The organism is Bradyrhizobium sp. B039 (assembly GCF_038965675.1).
In the GTDB taxonomy this organism is placed as follows: domain Bacteria; phylum Pseudomonadota; class Alphaproteobacteria; order Rhizobiales; family Xanthobacteraceae; genus Bradyrhizobium; species Bradyrhizobium diazoefficiens.
On sequence record NZ_CP152416.1, the window covers coordinates 7,410,800 to 7,434,774 of the forward strand.

Annotated in this window: 13 protein-coding genes and 1 riboswitch; of the genes, 7 read left to right on the top strand and 6 right to left on the bottom strand. The window is 57.7% G+C overall.

Annotated elements, in window-relative coordinates; translation table 11 throughout:
- Positions 1-1,388 precede the first annotated feature (1,388 nt).
- The 3 genes from AAFG50_RS35250 to metE all read right to left on the bottom strand — a co-directional run bounded on the left by AAFG50_RS35250 (position 1,389) and on the right by metE (position 7,683).
- Positions 1,389-2,399 carry a glycine amidinotransferase gene (locus AAFG50_RS35250; RefSeq protein ID WP_198046591.1) on the bottom strand — a complete coding sequence of 337 codons (1,011 nt, stop codon included), beginning with the start codon at positions 2,397-2,399 and terminating at the stop codon, positions 1,389-1,391.
- 702 nt (positions 2,400-3,101) lie between these two features.
- Positions 3,102-3,308 carry a hypothetical protein gene (locus AAFG50_RS35255; protein ID WP_026312600.1) on the bottom strand — a complete coding sequence of 69 codons (207 nt, stop codon included), beginning with the start codon at positions 3,306-3,308 and terminating at the stop codon, positions 3,102-3,104.
- A gap of 2,029 nt (positions 3,309-5,337) precedes the next feature.
- The gene (metE, locus tag AAFG50_RS35260; RefSeq protein ID WP_011084864.1) at positions 5,338-7,683 is read right to left on the bottom strand and encodes a 5-methyltetrahydropteroyltriglutamate--homocysteine S-methyltransferase; all 2,346 of its coding nucleotides are present in this window, start codon (positions 7,681-7,683) and stop codon (positions 5,338-5,340) included.
- 100 nt (positions 7,684-7,783) lie between these two features.
- Positions 7,784-7,986, bottom strand: a riboswitch (cobalamin riboswitch).
- Between the two features lie 351 nt (positions 7,987-8,337).
- On the opposite strand from metE, the gene AAFG50_RS35265 reads away from it, so the two are divergent.
- The 5 genes from AAFG50_RS35265 (at position 8,338) to AAFG50_RS35285 (ending at position 15,362) form a co-directional block, all read left to right on the top strand.
- Positions 8,338-8,628: a hypothetical protein gene (locus AAFG50_RS35265; protein ID WP_131234261.1), complete on the top strand. Its 291-nt coding sequence runs from the start codon at positions 8,338-8,340 to the stop codon at positions 8,626-8,628.
- Between the two features lie 345 nt (positions 8,629-8,973).
- Positions 8,974-9,699, top strand: coding sequence for a hypothetical protein (locus tag AAFG50_RS35270; RefSeq protein ID WP_014497786.1), 726 nt, complete (start codon positions 8,974-8,976; stop codon positions 9,697-9,699).
- A 1,134-nt stretch (positions 9,700-10,833) separates the two neighbouring features.
- Positions 10,834-11,547 carry a thermonuclease family protein gene (locus tag AAFG50_RS35275; protein ID WP_014497787.1) on the top strand — a complete coding sequence of 238 codons (714 nt, stop codon included), beginning with the start codon at positions 10,834-10,836 and terminating at the stop codon, positions 11,545-11,547.
- 8 nt (positions 11,548-11,555) lie between these two features.
- Entirely contained in the window at positions 11,556-12,299 is a 744-nt protein-coding gene (locus AAFG50_RS35280; protein ID WP_026312601.1) for a carbonic anhydrase, read from the top strand.
- A gap of 1,896 nt (positions 12,300-14,195) precedes the next feature.
- Positions 14,196-15,362: a flavin-dependent monooxygenase gene (locus AAFG50_RS35285; protein WP_014497789.1), complete on the top strand. Its 1,167-nt coding sequence runs from the start codon at positions 14,196-14,198 to the stop codon at positions 15,360-15,362.
- Between the two features lie 822 nt (positions 15,363-16,184).
- On the opposite strand, the gene AAFG50_RS35290 is transcribed toward AAFG50_RS35285, so the two are convergent.
- Complete coding sequence (locus AAFG50_RS35290) at positions 16,185-16,832, bottom strand: FkbM family methyltransferase (RefSeq protein ID WP_011084858.1); 648 nt, start codon at positions 16,830-16,832, stop codon at positions 16,185-16,187.
- Between the two features lie 950 nt (positions 16,833-17,782).
- Here AAFG50_RS35290 and AAFG50_RS35295 point away from each other — a divergent pair.
- Positions 17,783-18,097 (top strand): co-chaperone GroES, encoded by a 315-nt coding sequence (locus AAFG50_RS35295; protein ID WP_014497790.1) that lies wholly within the window; start codon positions 17,783-17,785, stop codon positions 18,095-18,097.
- Positions 18,098-18,181: 84 nt separating this feature from the next.
- A complete protein-coding gene (gene groL, locus AAFG50_RS35300) occupies positions 18,182-19,822 on the top strand; it encodes a chaperonin GroEL (RefSeq protein WP_014497791.1) in 1,641 nt (546 codons plus the stop codon).
- Between the two features lie 1,239 nt (positions 19,823-21,061).
- Here groL and AAFG50_RS35305 read toward each other — a convergent pair.
- Entirely contained in the window at positions 21,062-21,958 is an 897-nt protein-coding gene (locus AAFG50_RS35305; RefSeq protein ID WP_011084854.1) for a YopT-type cysteine protease domain-containing protein, read from the bottom strand.
- Positions 21,959-22,962: 1,004 nt separating this feature from the next.
- On the bottom strand, positions 22,963-23,124 hold the full coding sequence (locus AAFG50_RS35310; protein WP_014497793.1) for a hypothetical protein: 162 nt from the start codon (positions 23,122-23,124) through the stop codon (positions 22,963-22,965).
- Positions 23,125-23,975 lie beyond the last annotated feature (851 nt).

The following is a 23,975-nucleotide window of genomic DNA, read 5'->3' on the forward strand; positions in this document are numbered from 1 at the left end:
ACCGCCGATCAGGACACCACAGGCGTAGACCGCTTAAAGACGAGCAGAGACCTTCGTCGGCTGCCTTCGCCAACCAATACATGGGGTTCTTGGTCCCCTTCTCGTATTTGACCCGGATGCCTTCCGGGAAATCAGTTTAGCCGACCGTCTCGATGACACTGATGTGCACGAAGAGGCCAAATCCTTCGTCCCTCAGGTCAATATCTTTGGTCGCGTTCAACGACTCCACAACACTGATTACAACGACACTGTTTCTAGATTGAACTTCGCAATCCAGTCGAACTGCATCACCACCAGCAAGGGTTCAAGCGGCTTTCCTCCACGTCGACATCGGTTTACGTCGGCTCAATCGCATGCCGTGGGACGCTTTCTGCCCGTGTTCGCTTCCAGCCGAGAAACCAAAGGGAGCGGCAGCTCAGCTTTCGGCTCTTGCGCGATCTCTCGCTCAACCTGCGCCTGCATAGTACCCCGATCTAAGTTTTCGAGCGCCTCAAGTACTCTCTTCCCTCTTCGGTGATAATCCAGCACCCGGCCTTCCGCTCGATCAGCTTTTGGCCGAAAACATCGAGTGGGGTCGCGCGGCTCGCAATCCGCTTCATACGGTCCGTCCACTCCGGGCCGCTGCTAAAATAGATAGCCAAATGCTGCTTAACGACTTCGATACTCGCCAGACCGTGCGGCTGCAGGCGAGTATCTTCAGTATCGACAACTGAAAACTCGCGCACGCCATCGACTTAAGGAAAAGCCCATATTACATATTTTGAGGTAAGCTCCAGAGCTGCGAGCCGCTTTTCAAAAGAGAGCTTCCTCCTAAAGCCGATTGCACGACACCCGCCTGCCGTCGCCGCGGTAAGCAACGCTTTTCGACTGCATCTTGCCAGGACTCTTCCGAAGAACGGTTCAGCATTAGATAGCTGCGTTGACTAGGAGCGTGAGGTGGTCTCGACTGCCGACTTCGACCGACTTGAGATCAAACGACGTCGGTAGTAGCCACGCCGTTGTACATCCTGACGAATGACGTCGCTCACGAAACGAACCGCCCGCTTCTTTCGTTTCCAATTCCCGCCCAATCCCGCGGGGATCGCAAAGCCTCTCGGCACGACCAAAAGATCGTTTCTTTGGTTCAAATAGATATCGAACATGTGGTGGCTCTTTTTCGCACAAGCGTAGATCGGCTGTTCACCGATCTGGTGACATCGAAGCAACAGTTTCCTTTAAGTCACTGGACGATCAAATGACATTCAAAAGCTCCCGTCCTGATAAGGGAAGACGGTCACGCGCACAATGGTGCCGCAAGATGTGAGCGTGTGCACGTCCCGACTTACGGCGCCCGGAGAGGCACCCGTCAATGTCGACCTCAAACGCGGCGGAGAGTCTATCTAGGTGGCTCAACTACGGCAATGCCAGCCTACGCTACGATTTTTCTCCCAACTAGCTGATGCAGCATAAGCTTCGCCAGGTATGAGGCTCCCAAAGCAGCGGCTTAGCAGATCGTTGCCCGGAAAGCAGACGATCGTCGGTACTAGCTGAAGTAATCCTCCGGCCCGCCTTCGCGAACCGTGTCGAGAGTAACGCAATGGAACGAACCCACCGCCGAAGATCCGTCTATGGCGGCGCCGAACCGGGACAACCTGAAAGCTGTACTGTTCAAGGATCCGAGCCAGCTCGGGGCAGGCGTCGTTGACTAAGACGACGTCAGGAGCGACCGAGAGGACGTTGACATCAATGTAAAGACTGGACAACAGCAGATCGTCGTCGTTGTAAGCCGGAAAGCTATTTTTGGTTGGCTCGGGCGCTACTATCATGTCCCAGTTGCGCATTGCTTCTGGCAAATAGTCCGCCACCTCGCGAGACCGCACGAGCAGCGGCCCCGGCGCAAGCGCTATGACCATACTATCAATATGGCTATCGCAGAGCTTGTAGGCACGGTGGATCCGAAATCGTCCTTGCAAATGGCGCTCAAGCCAATCACATGGCATCGCGTGATTCTTGGTAGCGATATTTACGACGAGGTCGCGTCCAACACGCAAACACTGCGCACCGTCCCACATCATCTCGAGGCCAACGTCATAGGGATGTGTTCCGGGATGGTGGATCGGTTCCGTTGGACCACCGGTCGTTGACAGGGCGTAGGAGCGGTCAAATGAACGGTTAGTCATCAACGGGCGCGGCATCACTGACCATCGCGCGCCTCGGTCGAAATAGGACGCGAAGATTGGCTTGAGAAATTGCGTCTCGAAGTATCGTGAGCGGAGCATAGGAGGGGTCTCGATCAATTCGTCTCCAACCACTAACGCTATGTCGCGGACATTGAGCGGCGGCACGACTGCGGCCAACCAAGCAAGGGTGCGAACCTCCACGGTGGACGCATCGAGTGTCATCGGTCGATGCACGGTCACGTTAAGCTTCCGCAACGTGTTCACAATTCCTTCGACGTCCTCATTCAGTTCGTCCAGGTAGCGGTCCTTGATCCGATGGCGGACCCGCGTGCCAGCTTGTGTGCCCGCTGCCGCAGAGGACAGACGCGGAGCAGCGCGATCGTCTGTTCTCTACCCACTGGGATGATCCCGCCTTGGCCGGCTGGTCAGATGCGCTCTACACCATTGCCGGATACGTGCTCTACACCACGAATTCAACCTATCTGACCTGGCAGGTTCGCCGGCGGATGACGTATTTGCCGTCCCTTCGGGATTCCATATACGGCTGCCGGCGTGGTTCAAATTGTATAATTGGAACGTTTGCCACAGTAAGGCTACCGCACGGAATGGCAGCGGGCGGAAGTAAGGCTGATGCGGAGCACCGCTGCCAAGGTTCGAAGTGGACGCCGGTCACTGTAAAAGGGCAAAGTCTCATCCGATTGAAACGCGGAGCCGGACACAATGTCGTAGGCATGCTCGACGAACACGTCGTCGCGCCGGATGCCATAGCCGAAGAATACCATGACTGGCGAGGACGCCGGTGAATGTCACGGGCGTGAACTGAGAGCATTGGCCGGAGTTGAAGACCTTAAACTTCCTTGGAAACCCGGAAAGTGCGACGCCCTTGCAACTCAGGAGAGCTCGTCCTCGCGGAATGCTCGAAGATGATGTGGACGGATTGGCTCATGCAGGCGGTGTTCGAAGCTCCAGTACATCGGCGAAGATTGTCCAATCGCGGACCCGCCTTTGCCGGCAGAAATCGGTCTCCGCCTGCTGAGCAGCAGCACTCAGCGAGGCGGCATCGACCTTGAATGCTGCCTGGCACGCACGATGCTCGCCGCCGGCATCGTCGCAAACGATCTTCATAAACCGGACGCTAAATGAAGGCATGCCCCCTCTCTTTGTGTGGTTTGCTTATCCACTATTCTGCCATTCGCGCGGGGAGTATTTGATTTGCCTCAAGGAGCATCCCAAGAGGTCTGTCTGATCCTCCGAAGATAGGCCAAGAAAGTCCGCCGTGAACTTTACGAGTTGTCCGCGATAGTCTTGTGAACGACTGCCGCAAGTGCAGGCTTATCGCGGGCTGATTTCTGCCATGCGCCGGCGGCTATGCGCGCAAGCGATCGCTGGGCACCAAGAACCCCGAACTTGCATCGGCGGTCCACCTGAAGACGCGATTGCAGAAGCCGCTCATCACGCTTGTCCTAGCCCACGTTTCGATAAGCCCGGTCCAGGACTTCAGCGCCGGAGCTTAAGGTCTATCAGCGCCCGGCAAGGCCACCGAGTGAAAGGCGAAGCATCAATTGACCGTCGGCGTGCACGGAGCAATGGCGAAAAGTTGTCCTAGCCATGGGCGTGGGTTGCACCTCAATTCAACGCGTTGGTCTGTTGCAGAGAACGCGAGGCGCTGGCTGAAGCGCGAGTTCGGAACATGTCGACGAGCGTCTGCGGCTGGTAGCGGTCACGAGCCTCCGATCCCGGACGCGCACAACTTTTTGACAAGCATCAATGCTGCAGCGGCTGCCTCTGATAGAAGTGGTCTTCTAGTAAGGTCAGACGCACGGCGGACCGAAATGCTTGACGCCCATGATGCTTTCTTGCCCGGGTACCCGCTGCCGTTCCTAGGACTGCTACCAGACGCAGCCGCAGCCGCGCGGCGGCCAATGACCGGCCACATGATAAATTGCGCCGACTTGCGACGGCATCTACTTTATCGGCCTGCGGGACGGCCCTGCTATGGGCTCAGAGCGATGCCGCCCATCTAACGGTGTTAAGAAAATGCGCGCGTGAGGGAGGCCCCCCACACACAACCAACACGATGACGCCGGAGGATAAGGAGATGTGTCTCACCAACAAGGGACGTGATATGACAGACGGCCGGACCATTTACCCTGCTCCGGGCCGGATTACTGGAGCTGGAGTCCAGTCTAACTTGTGCAGCACAGCTACAAATATCAACGGCCGAGGCCTTGAGCTGATCCAAATCAATTCGACCAAAGCTCAGATGTCGTTTCGTGGCGCAGATCTAAATATTTCAGTTCGCGAGCGGATCATGTTTCGTCACAACAGCGCATGGCCGATAGCCCTCCGCCGCGGCTGACGCGATCGAGAACGCGGGCCATCCGAACGTTATCGGCTTGGGCCCGTCCGCGCAGAACCCAAGCGATGTGCGCGGTGTTAACAAGGTTATCTGAATTTGTCACCCCGCAGCTATGAACACCGCCCAGCATCTAATGATCTGACATGGGAGCAGCTTGGAAAGGCGCCGCCCTTCGATCAGGATCTGGAGATTGCCGTGATCGAGGGTAATTCAATTCACCGGGTGGTCTTTCCTTGCCGCCGGATCTTCGGCGGATGGATCAACGCGAATACCGGAGAGCAAATCGCTGTGCGGCCGACGCATTGGCGTATCTGGCCCGGATAGCCGTTATTCCAAATGGATTGGCGTGAGTTGGGGTACGGAGTGCCTTTGACGTCCTCTCTTCGGAAACTATCTAGCGTGGATTGATTGAGGGAGCCTGACGGCATCTCCGAGCGGACCGAATCCGCGCCGGTGCCTTGCGGTGTCCGTCAAGCATTAGTTTTCTCATTGCTGTCGCGGCCGTTGCCAACGTGCCCATGAGCGACAAATCACAGCCTAGACGGCCGCGTACCATGGCATGATTGAGCTGCGGCACTTCTGCTTGAATGGGTCGCAGATTTTCGGCGAATGTCGTCGCCTTGATCGAGCAGCCGGCAATTCTCCCGCGGCCGACGAAACTAGCGTAACGCGTCACCATCTTTTCTCCGAGACCGTACCTTCCCCGGTCCACGAAGTGGACCGGGCATTTTGTCAGCGGCAAGGATAGCCTCGATAATGTGGAAAGCGTAAATCACCATAACCCAATTAGCTTTGTCGAGAACAGACCGGAGCTCGGGATCAACGGATTTGCGGATCGGATGCAGCGCGCAGTTCGCGCGCGGCAGCGACCATGTTGGCGAGCGCAGGCCGAACCTCCTCCCATTTGCGCGTTTTTAGGCCGCAGTCCGGATTGACCCAGAGCTGAGAATCCTGCAAGCGCGTCCGAGCTAGCACGATCAGCTCCTTCATTTCGTCCGTCTCGGGAACGCGCGGAGAGTGAATGTCGTACACGCCCGGTCCGATTTGATTTGGATATTCGTACCTCCTGAACGCATCCAGCAGCTCCATTTTCGATCGCGACGTCTCGATTGAAATGACATCCGCATCCATTGCAGCGATCGCACCGATGATGTCGTTAAACTCTGAGTAGCACATATGTGTATGGATTTGCGTTTGATCGGTAACGCCCGATGAGCAGATGCGGAAGCAATCTCCGGCCCAATCGAGATATGCCTTCCAGTCCGACCGGCGCAATGGCAATCCTTCGCGAAGTGCAGCTTCGTCGATCTGTATCATCGCCGCACCGGCATTCTCGAGATCGCGGACTTCATCGCGCATCGCGAGCGCAAGCTGACGGCAGACCTCGCTTCTAGGAATATCATCGCGAACAAACGACCAGTTCAGGATCGTCACCGGTCCGGTCAACATCGCCTTCATCGGCTTACTAGTTAGTGATTGCGCGTAGCGCCACCATTCCACGGTGATCGGCTTCGGCCGCACTACATCGCCAAACAGGATCGGGGGCCTAACGCAGCGCGAACCATAGGACTGAACCCATCCATTCCTTGTAAATGCGAAGCCGGCGAGTTGCTCGCTGAAGTACTGCACCATGTCATTACGCTCGAATTCGCCATGAACGAGGACGTCAAGACCGATGTCCTCCTGCCAACGTACGGCGCGGGCTATCTCCTCTTTGAGGAACCTGTCGTATTGCTCCTCGCTCATCGCACCTCGCGCATGCGCCGCGCGAGCATTTCGCACCGCTGTGGTCTGCGGAAACGATCCTATCGTCGTGGTGGGAAAAGCCGGTAGTCCAAAGCGTTCCCTTTGGATCTCGGAACGACGGGCAAACGGGGTGGCGCGCTGGCGCATCGTCTGATCGATCGCCCTCATTCGGACAGCGACGTTGGCATTATGGATCTTCGGCGAGGTCCGGCGGGCAGTCGCAGCGCATTCCGACTCGGCAAGAGCTAGCCCAACATTCTGGTCGCCTGCGAGTACCCGCGCCAGGATCGCAAGCTCACGCATCTTCTGAACCGAGAAAGCAAGCCAGCTCTTGACGTCGGACGCGAGCCCGGTCTCGAGTTCAACATCGACCGGCACGTGAAGCAGCGAGCAGGATGGAGCGAGCTGTACACGGTGCCTGCCAAGCTTCGCAATCGAGGGCTTCAGCCGCTGACGGAGCGACGGCAAGTTCGACCGCCACACATTCCGGCCGTCGATGACACCGAGCGACATGACGAGATCACTTCGGCCGTCAGCAACGATCTGATCCAATAGTTCTGGCGCTCGAACCAAATCGACGTGCAGACCGGAAATTGGCAGGCTCAAGGCAGTATCCAGATTGTCGCCTAGGGCGCCGAAATAGCTCGCAAGCATGATCTTGATAGCGGGTCCCTCCTTTGCGAACCGGTTATAGGCGTGCAGCAACGAATTTCGCGCCGCCTCATCCAGATCAAGGACCAGGCAGGGCTCGTCAAACTGGACCCAACTTGCCCCTCGTTTGGCTAATTCATGCAGAAGGTCGATATAGACGGGTATCAGATCATCGAGGAGAGAGAGGGGCTGGAACGCACTATCGGTACTCTTGCCGAGCTTTAAAAATGTGACCGGCCCGATCAGGACAGGGCGGGTCTGAAAGCCAAGAGCCCTCGCTTCCTCATACTCTTCGACGGGTTTGCGAGAGCACAGTCTGAACGCCTGTCCCCGGTAAAACTCAGGAACCATGTAGTGGTAGTTGGTATCGAACCACTTGGTCATTTCCTGCGCGGGCACGCCAGATCCCCGCGGGCTCTGGGCGCAACTCGCATCCTGCTCGCCGCATTGCGATCCGCGGGCCATGGCGAAGTACGTTTGGAGCGAAACGGATTCTCCGTTCGCGGCGTAGATCTCCGGGATTGCGCCAACCATGACGCTTGTATCGAGCACCTGATCATACAGCGAGAAGTCGTTTGACGGAATGATCGTGACGCCGAGCGATTTTTGACGAGCCCAGTTCGCTGCGCGTAGGCCGAATGCGTCTTCGTGCAACTGCTGTTCACTAATCTTTCCAGCCCAGTAGCTTTCTAGAGCGAGCTTGAGCTCACGCCTTGGGCCGATGCGTGGCGTTCCGAGCGTAGCAACTGGAAGAGAGAGAGGAGACATAGCGTTAACCCCTGTTGGGGACAAAGGCCATGGCGGACGCAGGCAGGAGAAGTCGCGCGTGCGACGGCTGCTTGGCGCACCACCGAGACACCCCGCCCGTGGACCAATATATTGTCGGGGCCGGTCTCCTGGCTTGCTGGTCATCGCTGCTGTCCGGCCTTCCCGAAGCCGTGCAGGCTTCAGCGACATCGTCGGACAGCGGCTCGCCGCTCACAGTTGCGGGGGCAGAGCCGGCATTTGCACCGGCTTCCCTCTTAGCTCCGGATCAATGGGAACCGGAGAACCTCGACGACTTGGATTATCGGCAGGAGAACTCTTCCGTCAACCTCTCAGATTATGTGCAAGCTAATCTGCGACATCCGCTAGCCGAATGACCGTGCATCTCTGTGACTTCACCATCTAGAAACATTCTCTCATCAGAGATGCCATAATCAGACATATCCTTCTCAGATGCCGGATAAGCATCGGAGCTGCCTTGAGGCGGAGCCGCACGCTAAATTGATGAAAGGGACAGAAGCAGCCTGCCGGCGGGAGTACCGACGTTATATCAGAGCGCTTTCAATGCGGCTTTGCGATTTCCAGAGGTTCGCCCAGCACCTCAGCTAGCCAGCTCTTCGCTCAACTAAAGGATCTGCGGCGAATAGGCCAAGGCACGTGGCGAAATTTAGCAACTGGCGAGGGGTTGATTTGCGTGCCACCCAGACTTCAGAGCTGGGATCAAGCCGGCTTGGTGCTTGGCAATCACGCAGCTCGAACGCGGGCGGCACGATAGCGAACCACACAGCTCAATGGCGGCAAACCCACTTCCGTCCACAGGCATCCGGCATCGAGGCGTTCAACTCTTCTGCTAAATATCCGGTGCGGGACATGGATGCACAAGCTGCGGCGGATACGCCAAACAGAAACATCGAAAACATGCAAAGGTCGGAAAGTCGACAAGAGTGACACAAACTCCGTGAAATTTTCCGCCTATTGCCTGGCACGAAGAATGCAGACCCTCGGAATGCCCAGTCTCCTCCTCTGGGCAGGTCCAGCTCAGCCAATTGACGCAGTCGCTGCCGGGGAAGTTAGCTGCGCATGACATAGAGGGGAGCGCCTGCTCGCGCGGGACAGCTAGCGGGTGCATCCCCGTAAACTTCTTGCGATGGCATAGCAGGTTCGAGGTTGCCTGCTTCACAAGATATTTGGATGAAACGCGATAGGCCGAGGGTTATGAAGAGAATGCCTGGAAGACCCGCGCTATGGCTTAGCGTGGTCGGATTTTTAATCTGCCTCGCCTGGCCGGCTGCCATGAGCAATAATATTCGGGCCAGCGACAGTCCCCTGGTCGAACGACTGAAGTCAACTTGGCGAGCGCAAGATGGTGAGACGATAGAACAAATTATCTCCAATGTCTCGAAGGTGGCACAGTTCGTGCCTCAAATGTGGGGCGTTGTTGAACTTGGCCAAAACGACTTTATTTTCGTTTCGTGGACCAGACACCGGGACAACAAATCGGACGAACAGTACGTTATCGCCTGGAAGATCGCCCTCGACGGCACGCTTGAACTTGCGTCGACTTATGCGAAGCCGATGGAATTGGGCTGGCGCGCCCTGGCGCTCTCCCTAATCGCCAGTGAAGTCGCAGATGGCGAAAGGGACGCAAATCTTCGCTTTCTGCATGATCCGGCCAACTTCAACTTTGTGACTACCCCGCAAGGCCGGCTCGGCGATCTTCTGCGGCAGGGCCGCTGCACTATCATTGAACCAGTTGGAGTGGACTACTTACCGAAGCGGAATGATAAACCGGCCGAGAAGGGTGGCGTGTGGCGCGTTCTGCTCTTGGTGAATTGTAGTATCCAAGGACCACGTTATTTTACACACAACGGGGTCATCACTTTCGAGAAGAGAGAAGGACAGGATTGGGAGCCACAATCCTCCTTTGCCAAACGCATCGCGAAATTTCCCCCTGGCTCCTGGTTCCAACGCACCGAGCCAAAAGAAGAGGAAGACTTAGGAGAGCCAAGGCCTGAGTAAACCGCCGCAGAGCAACATCTTGCCGCAGTGGCGGAGCGCCTCGAACCTATTGCAAGACATACGCGCTCTACACTTGCTTTGTTTTAGCATCCGCAACGGTCCGGGTGCCTTTCTCGCAGCAGTCCGTCCCGTCGCAAGAAGGTCGGGCCGCGCGATTCCGTTTGTTCCGCCTAGTGTCAGCGGCGCGCACGAGCTTGCGAGATGTGGTTTTCCCGCCTTCACTCCACCCGGTGTGAGGACATCAGTTTGCGTAGCAACGTCGAAGGCACCAGGAAATGAGTGCTGAGACGAAGCCGGCGAGGAAGTTACCGGAAACCGTTCACCGGTAGCAACCCAGCATACCGCTGGGCGCTTGCGCATTTCGGAGCGTGCAGACCGGGAAGCTCAGAGCCGTACGCAAGAACGTCGAGGACCAGACTGGCTCGGCCCTAGCTTATCTGGCACCCATTCGTCTGCACGTCATAGATCCGGATTTCGAAGCATGGAAAACACTTCTATAACTGTGCTCCACCTGCCCTGGTCGACATCAACGATCATCCTGCCGGGCGGAAAAGGCATCGGATTTGCGCGGTTTGCTCGCGCAAGGAGCTAAGTTATGCGCGGGCGTCTACGCTGAACTCCATTGCGTCTTCTTCTAAATCGGTCAGAGCGAGCCAGACAAGATTTTTCACATCTTTTCGTGTGAAATGCGAAATTTCATCGCAGAACCGTCGGCAGCGGCAAGATTGCCGCTGGGAGCCGTGGCCGACCAGAACAAGGTTGCTCCTCAACGCCTGACTCCACCGCGAGCGCCGGCGCTTCATAGTCGGTCTCCTTTTTTGCAAAACACAACATTCCGGGGTTCGGGTTTGTTCAGCATCGCCCGTTCGGCCCGCCCGCGAGGATTTCCCCCTCAGGTGGAGGGTACAGCGCGGTCCTAGTGAGAGAGCCGATGCTCGAAGAATACCGCCGCCCGCCCCGAAGAAATCACTTGATCCTTACGCAGCGTCAGGCCGTAGGTTCGCGTTCCGGCGAAGCGCTCATAGAGCGCTCGGAAATGCCGGCGGAATAACGCACATAATGCTGTCAAGCAGTCGAATGTATCGGCACCGTATCGTGCGTGAAACGTGGATCAGGAGCGAAAGGTTATTGTCGGTGAACCGCGGAATTATGTTCGCATTGCTCGCTCTCGTCACATCTCCGGTCTGCGCCGCGACGCTCAGCGGTGCTCCGCGCATCCTCGACGGCAATACGATCGAGATCGAGAAAACCAACGTTCGGCTCTCAGGCATCGAAGCTCCTGAGACGGACCAGATTTGTCTCGACACCAACGGTCGCAAATGGGCCTGCGGCGTAGCTGCTCGCGACGAGCTTATCAAGCATTCAAATGGGCGAACCTGGGATTGTCACACCCAGAGAGTCGATGAGTACAGACGAGCCCTCGGTAACTGCTTCATCGAAGGCGAGAATGTGAATGTCTGGATGGTACGCTCGGGCTGGGCACTATCGGCTGCTGCATCTCACGCTGTCTATGAGTTGTCGGCAAGCACAGCCCATGCCGGACTGTGGTCGGGAGCGTTCATCGCTCCGTGGGACTGGCCTCGCCGCAATAAGGGCACGATGATCATCGGCGCGTGGTCGGTTCCGATCGACGCGCAGGAAGTACTGCTCGGATCAGTCCTGCTGTCGGAACCACCGTCCCCCGAGTGCCTGATAAAAGGCACTGTCGAGCGCAGCGGCGAGCGGATTTATCACCTGCCAGGGCAAGCCAGCTACGAACTAATCGATATGACGAAGAAGCGCAGCGAACGCTGGCTTTGTAGCGAAGCGGAAGCCGAAGCCACCGGGTGGCGTAAGGCCGTGCGATGAGGCGACACATGCATGCAGCCAATTCTCCAAATATGAACCATTTAACCAGCACTGCGCGTTCGCGCCGTTCGCTGTTGTTGTTTGCTGCTTCGACAGTTTTCCTACGATTCGGCAATAAAATTGCCGATGCAAGGGAAGCAAAAGGCACGCCCAAGCCAGATAACCTGCTGTCGCCAGATGCTGCCCTGAAGCGGCTGCTGATGGGAAACGATCGTTATGTCCAGGGTACATCGCGAGCCGACGATTTCAGGCGCGAGCGTTCGGCTTTGGTCGAAGGCCAAAATCCATATGCGGCGGTTTTGAGCTGCGCCGACTCTCGCGTGGCGCCCGAACTTGTGTTCGACAGCGGGCTCGGTGATCTGTTTGTCTGCCGCGTCGCCGGCAACTTCGCTAATGATGATACGCTCGCCAGTATGGAATATGCGGTCGCAGTACTGAACACGCCGCTAATCCTCGTACTAGGCCACGATCATTGCGGCGCGATAGACGCTACGATCAAGTCGCTCCATCAAGATAAGCCGCCGCCAGGGCACATTTCATCCCTGGTGACCGCACTTGCTCCCGCGGTGAACGCATCTCTAGGGCAAGCCGGCGATATATCCGCCCACGCAACCCGAAAAAATGTGATCGACAATGTGAACAAACTCAGATCGACGGGCCCGATTCTGACGGCTGCAGTTGAGCAGAACCGGCTGAAAGTCGTCGGAGGCCTGTATCGGATCGGCACCGGTAAGGTCGATATTGTCAGCTGACGCTAGCACATTCACACCCGAGGCGAATCATCTGCCGTGTGATACGGCCCTTCCGTTCCGCTGTTTGGTCCACCGTCTGCGACAAATGCCCCGGATACCATCCGCTCCATAATAATGATCACTTCGGGAAGTCCTTCGGTATGCGTGGCGTCTTGATTCTCCTCATGTTCTACCTACTCATGTTAGCAACACGCGGCGAGCATCAAGAAACGCACCTAACGCGTCCGACAGCGTTCATGCCTCCATATTGAGTTGCAAACCCAATAGCGTGGTTCCGGTAGCAGATAGCGATGAAGCGCATTGCCTGGCTGTGAACTCCAGAGCCGGCGACGATCCTGAGATCTTCTAGCTCCGATCGAGCACGCCATGAATGGTGTTGCTTTATCACCAAGCTCAGCCAGGGCTGCAGATCACATAGAACAACCAGCAGGACTGCCATCATTCGTTATGATAGTCTCGTTCGCCGCCAAGGACCCGGCCCGCAATGATAAGGCCGTTGAAAGCATGGTTGTTTTCACCACGATCTCGCATGCGCTGCCTGATATTGCACACAGTCGCGCGACCCGCCCGCTTTGGACAATTTACTATCCGTCCTCCATAACGAGTTCGACACGAGACGAAACTGGCAGCTCGCAAATTGCATAGCGTGTACGCGAAACCCATCAGGTTGTTAGTCGCTGCGGACACAGTAAGTTGTGCCAGATTTGTCCGCCCAGGCGAATACCAGAACAATGATTCAAATGTTGCGCACCGCGTCTGCCAGCCAGAAATCATCTAACACCCGATAGATTTGGCAAGCAAGCTCTTCAACCACGGCGTCGCTCAGTAGGAAACAGAAGACTAGCTTCAGAACGTGGATCCCTCATCAGTCGTAACGCTCGTGGCGCAGGCATGCTGCGCGAATTTGGCAAGCTCGGCCAAAATCTCAGCATTGGAAAACCGCCGAAGAGGGAGGCGCCGGCGGCTGCAAAAGAGGTCGACAGGTCAGAATTCTGCCCGAATTTCTTGCGTCCTGTAGGACAGAAGGTAGACGGCTCGTGTGCTGCAACGAGCCTCCTAAGCTCCCCGGGGCCTCTTCGAAGCGCGCCTTGTCTTTGCTTGCATGAGCCGGGTACTCTTGCAGTGCCTCGAACAGATTTGATCGCGTAATTCAGCGTCTTGAGCTCCGTGCGTTTGCTGAACACCAGCTGTCTGGAGGTCCGCTTCTAACCAGGCGCTCCCCGCAGTCGCACGAACAGCTATTGGGCTGTTGGTAGCATCGGGAGATCGGAGCGGGTCTTAATTTTGGCACTAACGTTGAATCTGGCCGGTCGGCGATCGAGGTCCGCTTCTGTCGGTTTGCTTGCGGCTTGTTGAGTCAATGACATTGGCGGAAAGTATACACGAAGACACGAGCATGTGTGGCACGGCGCGGCGGAATGATCTCGCGAGATTCGGACAAGGCCGGCAGACATGCTTAATGGCACGCCGATTGCTGAGACGATGGAAAACTAAGTCGCAGGCTTGAGCGCCCTCCCGAGCATAGCTCAGGAACTCCAAACTTGGCTCGACCCGGCTTGTCCGACGTATGAGCACACGTCCATGGAGAAGACATGACATCGCATGCCCCCCCGACCAGCCGCCGGAGATCCAGCCCGGCAACCACGGGCCGATGTCGCGCCGCCGTCTACCGGCTGTTTTGCCGGCCAGCCTCCATGCAACGGCAACAGCTACATCTCAGTCTGGCTTCCCGGCCCTTAAATTGGGAAGCTACCGTGCGCAATCTCATGCAAGCGATATCAACTGCGACAGCTCTGAGAATGTCCTCCAGCCGGTATCGTATCACCCAGCTTCGCCCCGTGCGCAGTCAATGGCTGACGCACGACCATGGTCGGCACAAGACGCGGAGGACGATCTATGAACGCTTCACCCGAAAAGCAATGTCCTGTATCCCACACCGCGGCTGCGACCTGGGATAATCTGTCGCCGCTACTTGTCGAGATCCGTGCGCGTCGCAACGAGTTTGGCCCCGCGCAGGAAATTCCAAAAGAGATCATCGACGGCTTCAGGCGCATCGGTATCTATCGGGCTATGGTCGCGAAGCGATTCGGCGGCGAGGAGCGAACACCAGCCGAATTTTGCCGCCAGATCGAGCGCATCTCCGAGGCCGACGGATCCGCCGGTTGGGTCGCCAGCTTCGGGGATGGAGCTCGCTACCTCGCTGCTCTTCCGGACGACACGCTTCGAAAAGTGTACGCCAATGGACCTGACGTCGTATTGGCGGGTGCGCTCTTCCCGCTCCAGCCCGCCAGGCGATGCGCCGGCGGATTTGTCGTGAACGGCGTGTGGCCATTCGCTAGCGGCTCGCCCGGGGCGGATTTGATAGGAGTTGGTATAAAACTGGAAGACGATCCGGCCGGAGACCTCCCGCGTGTAGCGGTGATTCCGGCAGAGAAGGTGACAATCCGGCCCAATTGGGACGTCATCGGACTACGAGGCACCGGAAGCCACGACGTTGTCGTCAGCGACGTCATTGTGCCAGAGCAATGGACCTTGATCCGCGGCGGTCCGGCAACACTTGATGGGCCGATCTATCGTTATCCGTCCGTCGCTTTCGCTGCGCAGGCGCATGCGGTCGTCGGCATCGGGATTGCGCGAGCCGCAATAGACGAGGTGATCGCCATGGCCGGAAGCCGCGCCTCGATCACTGGAGCGCCCGTGATGGCTGAGCGCGGCTATGTCCAACTTGAAATCGCCAAAGCCGAATCTATGCTACGTTCCGCTCGTTCCTTCTTTTACGAGGCCACGGAAGAGCTGTGGAAGCAAGCGCTCACGGGCGGGGTAAATCTGAGCACCACGATGCAAGTGCGGCTCGCCGCGACGAACGCCGCGCGGCAGGGCGCTGAGGTCTGCAGGATCTCGAGCGGTCTTGCTGGAACTGAGGCGCTCTATACCAGCAGCAACCTAGCACGCGCCATGTGCGACAGCTTCGTGGTTGCCCAGCACGCAGCTTTAAACGAGGGAACGCTTCAGAGTGCTGGCCTCGCCCTGCTCGGAACTGCAATACAGCCCGGCTTTCCATGAAGTAAAGGGATCAGGCGCGGGCAAACCACAGGCCACGCGAATGGATTGCCGAGCGGGATCGACCTGAATTTCTGCGCAACGGCAACCCACGAACTTTCCAAATCACCGAGCGACGGGGCTCGACTCTCACGGGCTGTGCCGCCTGGGCGCACCGTGCAGCACTGCACGGCGCAATATCCTGGCACTCAACCTTGCGCTTATCGATGCGGCACGCCGACACTGGCAAGGGCAGTACGACATTGATGTGAAGCGTACCGTGCACCTCCATCGGAATGATGGATCAATCTGGCTCTTGGCCGCGGCTGGCGGATCGGCATCGACGGCGCGGAAGAGACGCTGCGGCCGCATGAGATCGCGCATCGCCTAACCGGCCATCTTCCGGCTGAAGAGACCCATGTCAGCCCTCCAATACAGCCAGCCCTCTGCCGTTGGGATGGAGTGACATTAGCAAGCTAGACCGGTTTGGGGCGCGCCGATGAGGCCGCGCGATGGTTTGGCGTGATCGGCAGTAGATCCTGGCGACTGCCGGTAGAGCGGAACCGACGAAGCGACGTCATGAATGTGCGAACGCCTTGCTGCTACATCGGCTGTTCGATCGCCACGGCACCACGGCCTTAGCTCCTCAGGATCGGATGGACCCGCTGACTACCATGGCGCTGGCCGCTCCCTATGGACCGGCTGGCGTTCACGCCGGCTCGAAACCGCACACCAATCGGGCTAACGATAGCCGCCCGCCTTGACGATCACCGTTGTGCAGCTACGGCCATCACAGAGTACGCTGATCAGGCGCTGCATGAATGAGACGCTAGATCTGAGTAGCTGCTAGACACGCGTATTCCTGAGCAATACATCACCTTCCACTGCGCGCGGATAGTGAGCCGCCACTTCAAATGATGGCAATGAGCTAAGAATGGCTTGCAGGCTCAACTGCCCTTCGTAGAGCTCGCGATCACTATATTCGGTGTAGATGAAGCGCGTGTTGCTCAAGGTCCGCATGCCGCCGGCGATAACGTCGGCTTCGGCTCCCTGAACGTCCATCCAGATGAAATCGACTCCGTCCAATTTGGCTTCGCTGCACCAGTCGTCCAGCCGCCGTGTTTCAACCGAGACAGGCCGATCAAACCGGACCCAATCATACTCGGTAAGATGGTTCTTTGGGCGGCGTATTGAGCCGGACAGGTCCCAATCTTTCGCATCCCCATCTGCATTACTCGGATGGAAGTCGATCGTCCCGTTTCGGTCGCTGATGGCGATTTCTAGCAGCTTCACCTTATTGAGGGATGGACCGAGCTTCTTCTTGAAGCGCGCGATCGCTCGGGGGTCGGGCTCAAAGCAGTAAAGCTCGGGTTGCGGGCACAGCTCGAGGAACTTTTGCGTATCAGTCCCATCATTGCAGCCAATATCCAGGATGACGGGATTCGGCTTCTGCAGAAGTGAGACGATGTGCTGATGTACTTCTACGGATGACACAGATGCTCTTCCATGGTGCGCGGAGATCGGATGAATTTCGACTTGGAAGCCGATCACACGCCGGAAGCAGCTGCACAACGTATATCAAGGTATATTGCTCTTATATCCGCCAATCCCTTCGATCCTCGACAGCTGTTTGGATGCCATCGACATCAAGTAGAGGGAATCTATCGAGCACCTCGCGATGCAATCTCGACCCTATCGCCGGAAAATGCGGCCTCAGTGAGTTAGATCGCCGTCCTGGCTTTTCGCCGGCCGAAAGAACGCTTTCGTTCAAGCGCCACCTGCCGGATATGATCTATGGCACGTGCCGAGCAGAGTGGCCCCTTATGCATAGCAACAGCCCCTCATCTCGATGACAATTGCGCAAAAATGTGCGCTGTCGGCTGATGGCCGCCATCTCAGATAGTAGCTCCCGTCAATCTCTTCCGCGGAATCGCCGGCGAGGAACGCGGCCGGTGAAAGCACCGCGGTGCGCGATGTCCGGCGCAATCAAGCTTTCGCGGCGCGCGCAAATTTCTTCAAGTGCTGCCGGCACGATGACCAGGGTGAAGTCAGTAGGGTTTGAGCACCGCCGCTGGACACCGTTTGTGGACCGCACGCTTTGCCCGCCACAGCTGCTAGATGGTGCCGTCAGGCAATCATGTGCAATGCCAGCACCGCCGCCAACACGCGAGGCCTTTCGACCTGTTCAACGACCACCGGAGCAACGTTGAAGTCTTCCCGGGATCAATGCAGTATTCGAAGAAACGCAATGTCATTTTCACGACAGCCGGGCGGGCTGGTGCACCTCTGCGCGTTTGCTTCTGGACAACACAATCGCAGCCGCTGAATGCTTCAGCAGTACTGGAAGGGCAGATCGCTTAGCGCATTTCTGGCCTGACTCTTGCTACGGGCTGCTTGTCACATTGTGCCTAACTTCAACTTGTTCACACGCTCAGGAGACCTCTATGAAATTCCGTCCGCTTCACGACCGCGTCGTGGTCAAGCGCATCGACGCAGAAGAGAAGACCGCCGGCGGCATCATCATCCCCGACACTGCCAAGGAAAAGCCATCGCAGGGCGAAGTCGTTGCAGTTGGCCCGGGAGGCCGCGATGATAGCGGCAAGCTAATTCCGATCGACATCGAAGTCGGTGATCGCGTGCTGTTTGGCAAGTGGTCCGGCACCGAGGTCAAGATCGATGGGCAAGACCTGTTGATTATGAAGGAGAGCGACGTGATGGGTGTTCTCACCGATGTCTTCTCCAAGAAGAAAGCCGCCTAATTCACAGCTCGCAGCTCACCCCTCCTGAGGAGAGCCCATCGGGCGCGCCAAAGGATGAATTAATAGGGACTGAAGGAATTTTGTATGTCAGCCAAAGAAGTGAAGTTCGGAGTAGACGCGCGGGACCGTATGCTGCGCGGTGTCGACATTCTCGCCAACGCCGTGCAGGTCACGCTCGGTCCAAAAGGCCGCAACGTCGTGCTCGACAAGTCGTTCGGCGCACCTCGAATTACCAAGGACGGCGTTGCAGTCGCCAAGGAGATCGAGCTCGACGACAAGTTCGAGAACATGGGTGCCCAGATGGTGCGTGAGGTCGCTTCGAAGGCTGCGGATGCTGCTGGCGACGGTACCACCACCGCGACCGTCCTGGCCGCTGCGATTGTGCGAGAAGGCGCCAAGTCGGTTGCCGCCGGCATGAACCCGATGGACCTCAAGCGCGGTATCGACCTTGCGGTCGAGGCTGTGGTTGCGGACCTTCAGAAGAACTCCAAGAAGGTCACCTCGAATGAGGAGATCGCCCAGGTCGGCGCAATTTCGGCTAACGGCGACCAGGAGATCGGCAAATTCCTCGCCGACGCGGTGAAGAAGGTCGGCAACGAGGGTGTCATCACCGTCGAGGAAGCCAAATCGCTCGAGACCGAGCTCGACGTCGTCGAGGGCATGCAGTTCGACCGCGGCTACATCTCGCCCTACTTCGTCACCAACGCCGACAAGATGCGCGTTGAGATGGACGACGCCTACATCCTCATCAACGAGAAGAAGCTCTCCTCGCTGAACGAGCTGCTGCCGCTGCTCGAGGCCGTGGTGCAGACCGGCAAGCCGCTGGTCATCGTCGCCGAGGACGTCGAAGGCGAAGCGCTCGCGACCCTGGTCGTGAACCGTCTCCGTGGCGGCTTGAAGGTCGCGGCCGTCAAGGCTCCGGGCTTCGGCGATCGCCGCAAGGCCATGCTGCAGGACATCGCGATCCTGACCGGCGGCCAGGCGATCTCGGAAGATCTCGGCATCAAGCTCGAGAACGTCACGCTCAACATGCTCGGTCGCGCCAAGAAGGTGATGATCGACAAGGAGAACACCACGATCGTCAACGGCGCCGGCAAGAAGGCCGACATCGAGGCGCGCGTGGCCCAGATCAAGGCGCAGATCGAGGAGACCACCTCGGACTACGACCGTGAGAAGCTCCAGGAGCGTCTCGCCAAGCTCGCAGGCGGCGTCGCGGTGATCCGCGTCGGCGGCGCGACCGAGGTCGAGGTGAAGGAGCGCAAGGATCGCGTCGATGACGCGATGCATGCGACCCGCGCGGCAGTCGAGGAAGGCATCGTCCCGGGTGGCGGCGTCGCCCTGCTCCGTGCCTCCGAGCAGCTCAAGGGTCTGCGCACCGAGAACGACGACCAGAAGACCGGCGTCGAGATTGTGCGTAAGGCGCTGTCCTGGCCGGCCCGCCAGATCGCAATCAACGCCGGCGAGGACGGTTCGATCGTAGTCGGCAAGGTCCTCGACAACGAGCAGTACTCTTTTGGTTTCGACGCCCAGACAGGCGAGTACAGCAACCTCGTTTCCAAGGGTATCATTGACCCGGCCAAGGTCGTGCGCATCGCGGTCCAGAACGCCTCTTCGGTGGCCGGGCTGCTGATCACGACGGAAGCGATGGTTGCCGAGCTGCCGAAGAAGGCTACGGCTGGTCCAGCAATGCCTGCGGCCCCCGGCATGGGCGGTATGGACTTCTGATCGGCCTCCTTAAATTCTCGATGGCATGCAAAACCCTGGCGATAATGTCAGGGTTTTTTGCAGCGAGCGGTCTGTAGCCTGCCAGTCGACGAAGAATACAGCCCATGGGCCTATCGGCCTATCCATGTGCGCGGCGGCAGGCCCCGGCTCAACTTGCTTGTGACCGTTCCTTGGCGGCGACAGGACCGCGTCCGGCACGACGCGCTGAGGGGATGGAATGTGTCTATGCTAACGATATTTTACGTTGGTCGTCCACTAGGCAGATGGCTGGGTGCTAGGCAGCAGGGCATGAACCCGCGCAGGCGCTCTCGCCGGATGCATGCCGTCGGGTTCGTCAGCTTTTGGACAGCTATTCGGTGTACAATGACTCTTGAAGTTAGCGGCGCGTGGTAGGGACAGCGCTCGCCCCGAGTATGCGTGGGGATTTCGGCGCCGAGTCACGCTCCTGCTAACTTCAACCAGTCGCGCATGCGCGGCAGAGACAGCGTCTGATCCATCCACCCGACCAGCGCCCCCGCTGCTTCCCGCGTAATCGGATCCACGCTACCGGGCGCCGGTCATCCGAATTAGCTAAATACCCCCCATGCGAGCGCTCCGCGCAGGAACTCCTCGTCCAAACTTCGCGATGTCACTCGCACTATTCGGCACTTTAATCCGTGAAAGAGTGCTCCAGCTCGGCGCACAATTCCATTGAGAAGCTTGGAACAACACAGCGCTGCAATATCACTGAGTCAGATCGCGGATGAGGTCCTCACCGAAGCCGTCAATCAAGTCCAGCGACGAGAGAAGGCGGATTGTCGCGGAGCTCGTGGCGAGCGATGACTGGCTTTGAGGCGCCGGTGCGACGGCAAGCCGATGCCCCCGGCAGCAGCTATTTGGTTGGTGAGCTCACTATAAAAGCGGCTGGCGGTGATTCCGAAGCAGATCGGCTCCAGCTAGTGCCGACTCTGTGGATGCTTGGTTGCCGACCGGCCCCCTGAGCGCGATTGGGCGTCGGGTAACGCAACCCTACGAGGAGGTTAGCCTAACGGGCCGCCGGTCCGGCCTGAGAGGAAGCGCAGGCGATTGCTCTGACACGCGATGGCGCGGGGCTCACAAACCTCAGTGACCGGCGAACCTATGTCGCTAAACATTCCCCTCTCTGCACTACTTCCAGAGAACTTCCATCGAGAGCATCGATTGAACATCCACAGAAACCGCGGCGGGTGAAACAAGGCGGGCGATGCGGCTGCCTCGTGTCTACCGATGAGGTTCCGCGCGCGGGAATAGGGCAAGGTCCGTTGCATTGGGATGCCCATACCTGATCCTTTGTGTGACGACCGCCGAAATATCACGTTTGTTCAGGGTGCTATAGCGCTCGGCAAGACTCTTAAACAACCCTCCGACCCGATCTGACGGAACAGTAAATTCGCCATAGTTAGGATCAGAGAGGATCGTCGTTCCATTCGACGTTGCCGTTGCAATCGTGTGGGTGCCGGCGCCAGGTTGGACGAATTTCAAGCTGACCAAATGGACGGATGGATCCTGCGCAAGCTCGTTTACGATCTTGTCGATGCACGAAGATGTACCAAACCTATATCGCGTCTCTTCAGCAGATGGTTCTAGGCCGGCGTCACGCAAGATTGTGCTTTTTGCTTGGAAATTGTGAGACCCTTCCGCCTTATCCTCTTTCAATTGAGTCTTAAGCTTTTCAGACTGTTCCTGCCGTCTTGCCGCCGAGCGGTGATTTTCCGTGCCCGGGAGCAGAACCCCCATTCGGGAGGAAGCGCTGCTTGGGAGATCAAGGAGCCACTCCGCGGCCAATCCAACACAGATTCCACTGACATTGGCTTGGGGCAATTCCGCCGTCCTGTAATCGAACAGAGGACGGACAGGGCTAGTGGCAACGGATAACTCGGAGCTGGAGGACAGAGAGGATGTGCTGAGGCCCGAGGTGTTTGAACTATCATCGATTGCATCTGAGGTATGCGGCTTGCTGAAGCAGAGCCCCATTCTATCGAACAATTCGCCGGGCGCCAGGCTCTCCAGCCGCGCGATTTCGGTGAGTGTTTGGGCACATTCGCTACCGTCTGCGGGCCAACTCGATTCCTCAGCTTGCTCAGTATGTGCGTATTCGCCATCGACTCGATTATACATGCTGGTTCACCGGCTTCTTCCGCGTGCGTCTCCTCAGAGGGCGCGCTGCTCACATCTTGCCTGCGACCGATATCGCGGCAAACTGACGAGGAGCTGGCCACCACACAAGCTTAGGGAAGCTATCGCCGTCATGGCAAATTGGCTGTGCGACAGTCCCAGCTTCCGGGCGCTGCTGCAGGTGTGAGGCGGTGGCCGACCAGCTAGTGACTCTTGCACAGTGAAAGAGGTCGCGCTCGTGTAATTTCAGCTTCAGTCAGGATGATGGCTGCGTTAGACGATGCCTTCACCAAACCAGGCTCGGTCGTGGGCTTGAGATCGATCTCACCCTCATCGTGCCGCGCCGCCCGGCGCCCAAAACTTCGCCTCCAAAGAGCGCGCAATTCGCGTCCCCAGTTCGCCCCGTGATCGGCTATCAGCGAGCGAGATGCTGTTGTTCGCTCTGAGGCTGCTCCTGTTTGACAGCGGCATTTCATCTCAGCCCGCCTTGCACGCCGCAACGGCCGAGCGAGCCTGACATACACCCGCTTCTCATCGGGACGCCGAACCGGTGCTTGTGCACCCGCTCGGCCTCACCTTGTGCTCGGATATTGTAAACTCAGTCCGTCATGCTGTCGCGCTCATCCGCGCGAACAACGTTGCCGCATCTGAGGGACTCAATCCAACGACGCCTACGAAGCTCGGAGACGGCATCGGAATGTCTCGATAAATGGGTCTCCACAAATGAAGGCAATATCGGCTGTTATTCACATAACGCGAATGTGGCGGATGCAGTTGCATGACGCACTCTTCTTCATCCCAGAACATGTCTTTGACAAAGCACATCTCCTCCCAGTTTGGACAACGCCGCGGTGTCGAAACAGCGACATGCTCCCACCCAGGACGGACAAATGCACTTATCTTTAGTTCACACCCGCAAGGCCCCTGCACAAAGAAGAGACCGCAAGGGCCTGATCCCGGAGCAGTCGCGAACCGGCCATGCTGCACCCGGCCCGCCTCCAGCTTGTCTACCACCTGCGCTCGCACGCCCGCTCCTTTGCCTCTCGGATAGCCCTGAACTCTACGTAGAGGACGTTGTCGCGCAACAAGTCAACCTCCGCGATTCTCGGCCCAGCTTTCCTGAACCACTCTACAACGCACCATCCGCAAAAGCGGTAGATGTCTATCATCACTCACGCTCCTCTAGTTATGCCTCTGGTGCTCGAATTGCGCTCGGTGCCGCCGGTTGCCTGAGGACGGGCGGCGGCACGATCTGTACGTTGAGTTAGGCGACCCGCCGATCGAATCTTCCCGCTACTTATGTAAGTCCGCCATTGAGCCTCTCCGCGGCGAAGCAGTCTTGATCGGTGCCAGGCATTCACTGCTCATCGCCGGCAGAGCGCACATCACGCTTGAGCATGCGAAGTCGGCGGCTCTTGAGGCCTCATCTCGTCTTCAATGAATTGTCCCTCATCATGCCATGCTCTCCTATTGGCGGCGGAATCCAGACTTCATGATGCTCGCAGTTGCCGCACCAGATAGCTCCGGGCGACATTGCTGCTTCTGCGGGAGTGTACTTGATCCCTTGCGGCCTTCTCGCAAAGGCTGAACAGTCCTAATGCGTCAATTATGTGAAAACCATTCAGTTTTATGGCGTCCAAATCGGCTCGTACATAGCCGCAGACGTCTGGAATGCACTTCTTAGCTGGCACATCCAGCGGACCGCTGCGACCTCGATCGTCAGCTAACGGTCAGGAACAATGATTAACCGATCTCATTGGCTGCCACTGCAAATATCGCTCGATTTATAGGCCTCACTAAGATGCGGCCCTTAACGCGTTGGCTACGTGACCTTGCCCCCATATGTGGAACGGCCCGCGAGGCAAGAGCTTTTTCAGTCGATTTCACACATTGGAACGGTGCGGTCATATGTCCGGCCTTTGCGCGCGGCACAATATGGCCGCTGGCCTCGATGAGATCCGCGGAACGAGGAGCTAAATCAAGTTTACGCGCTTGAGCGCATTGGGGGCAGTAGCTTCAC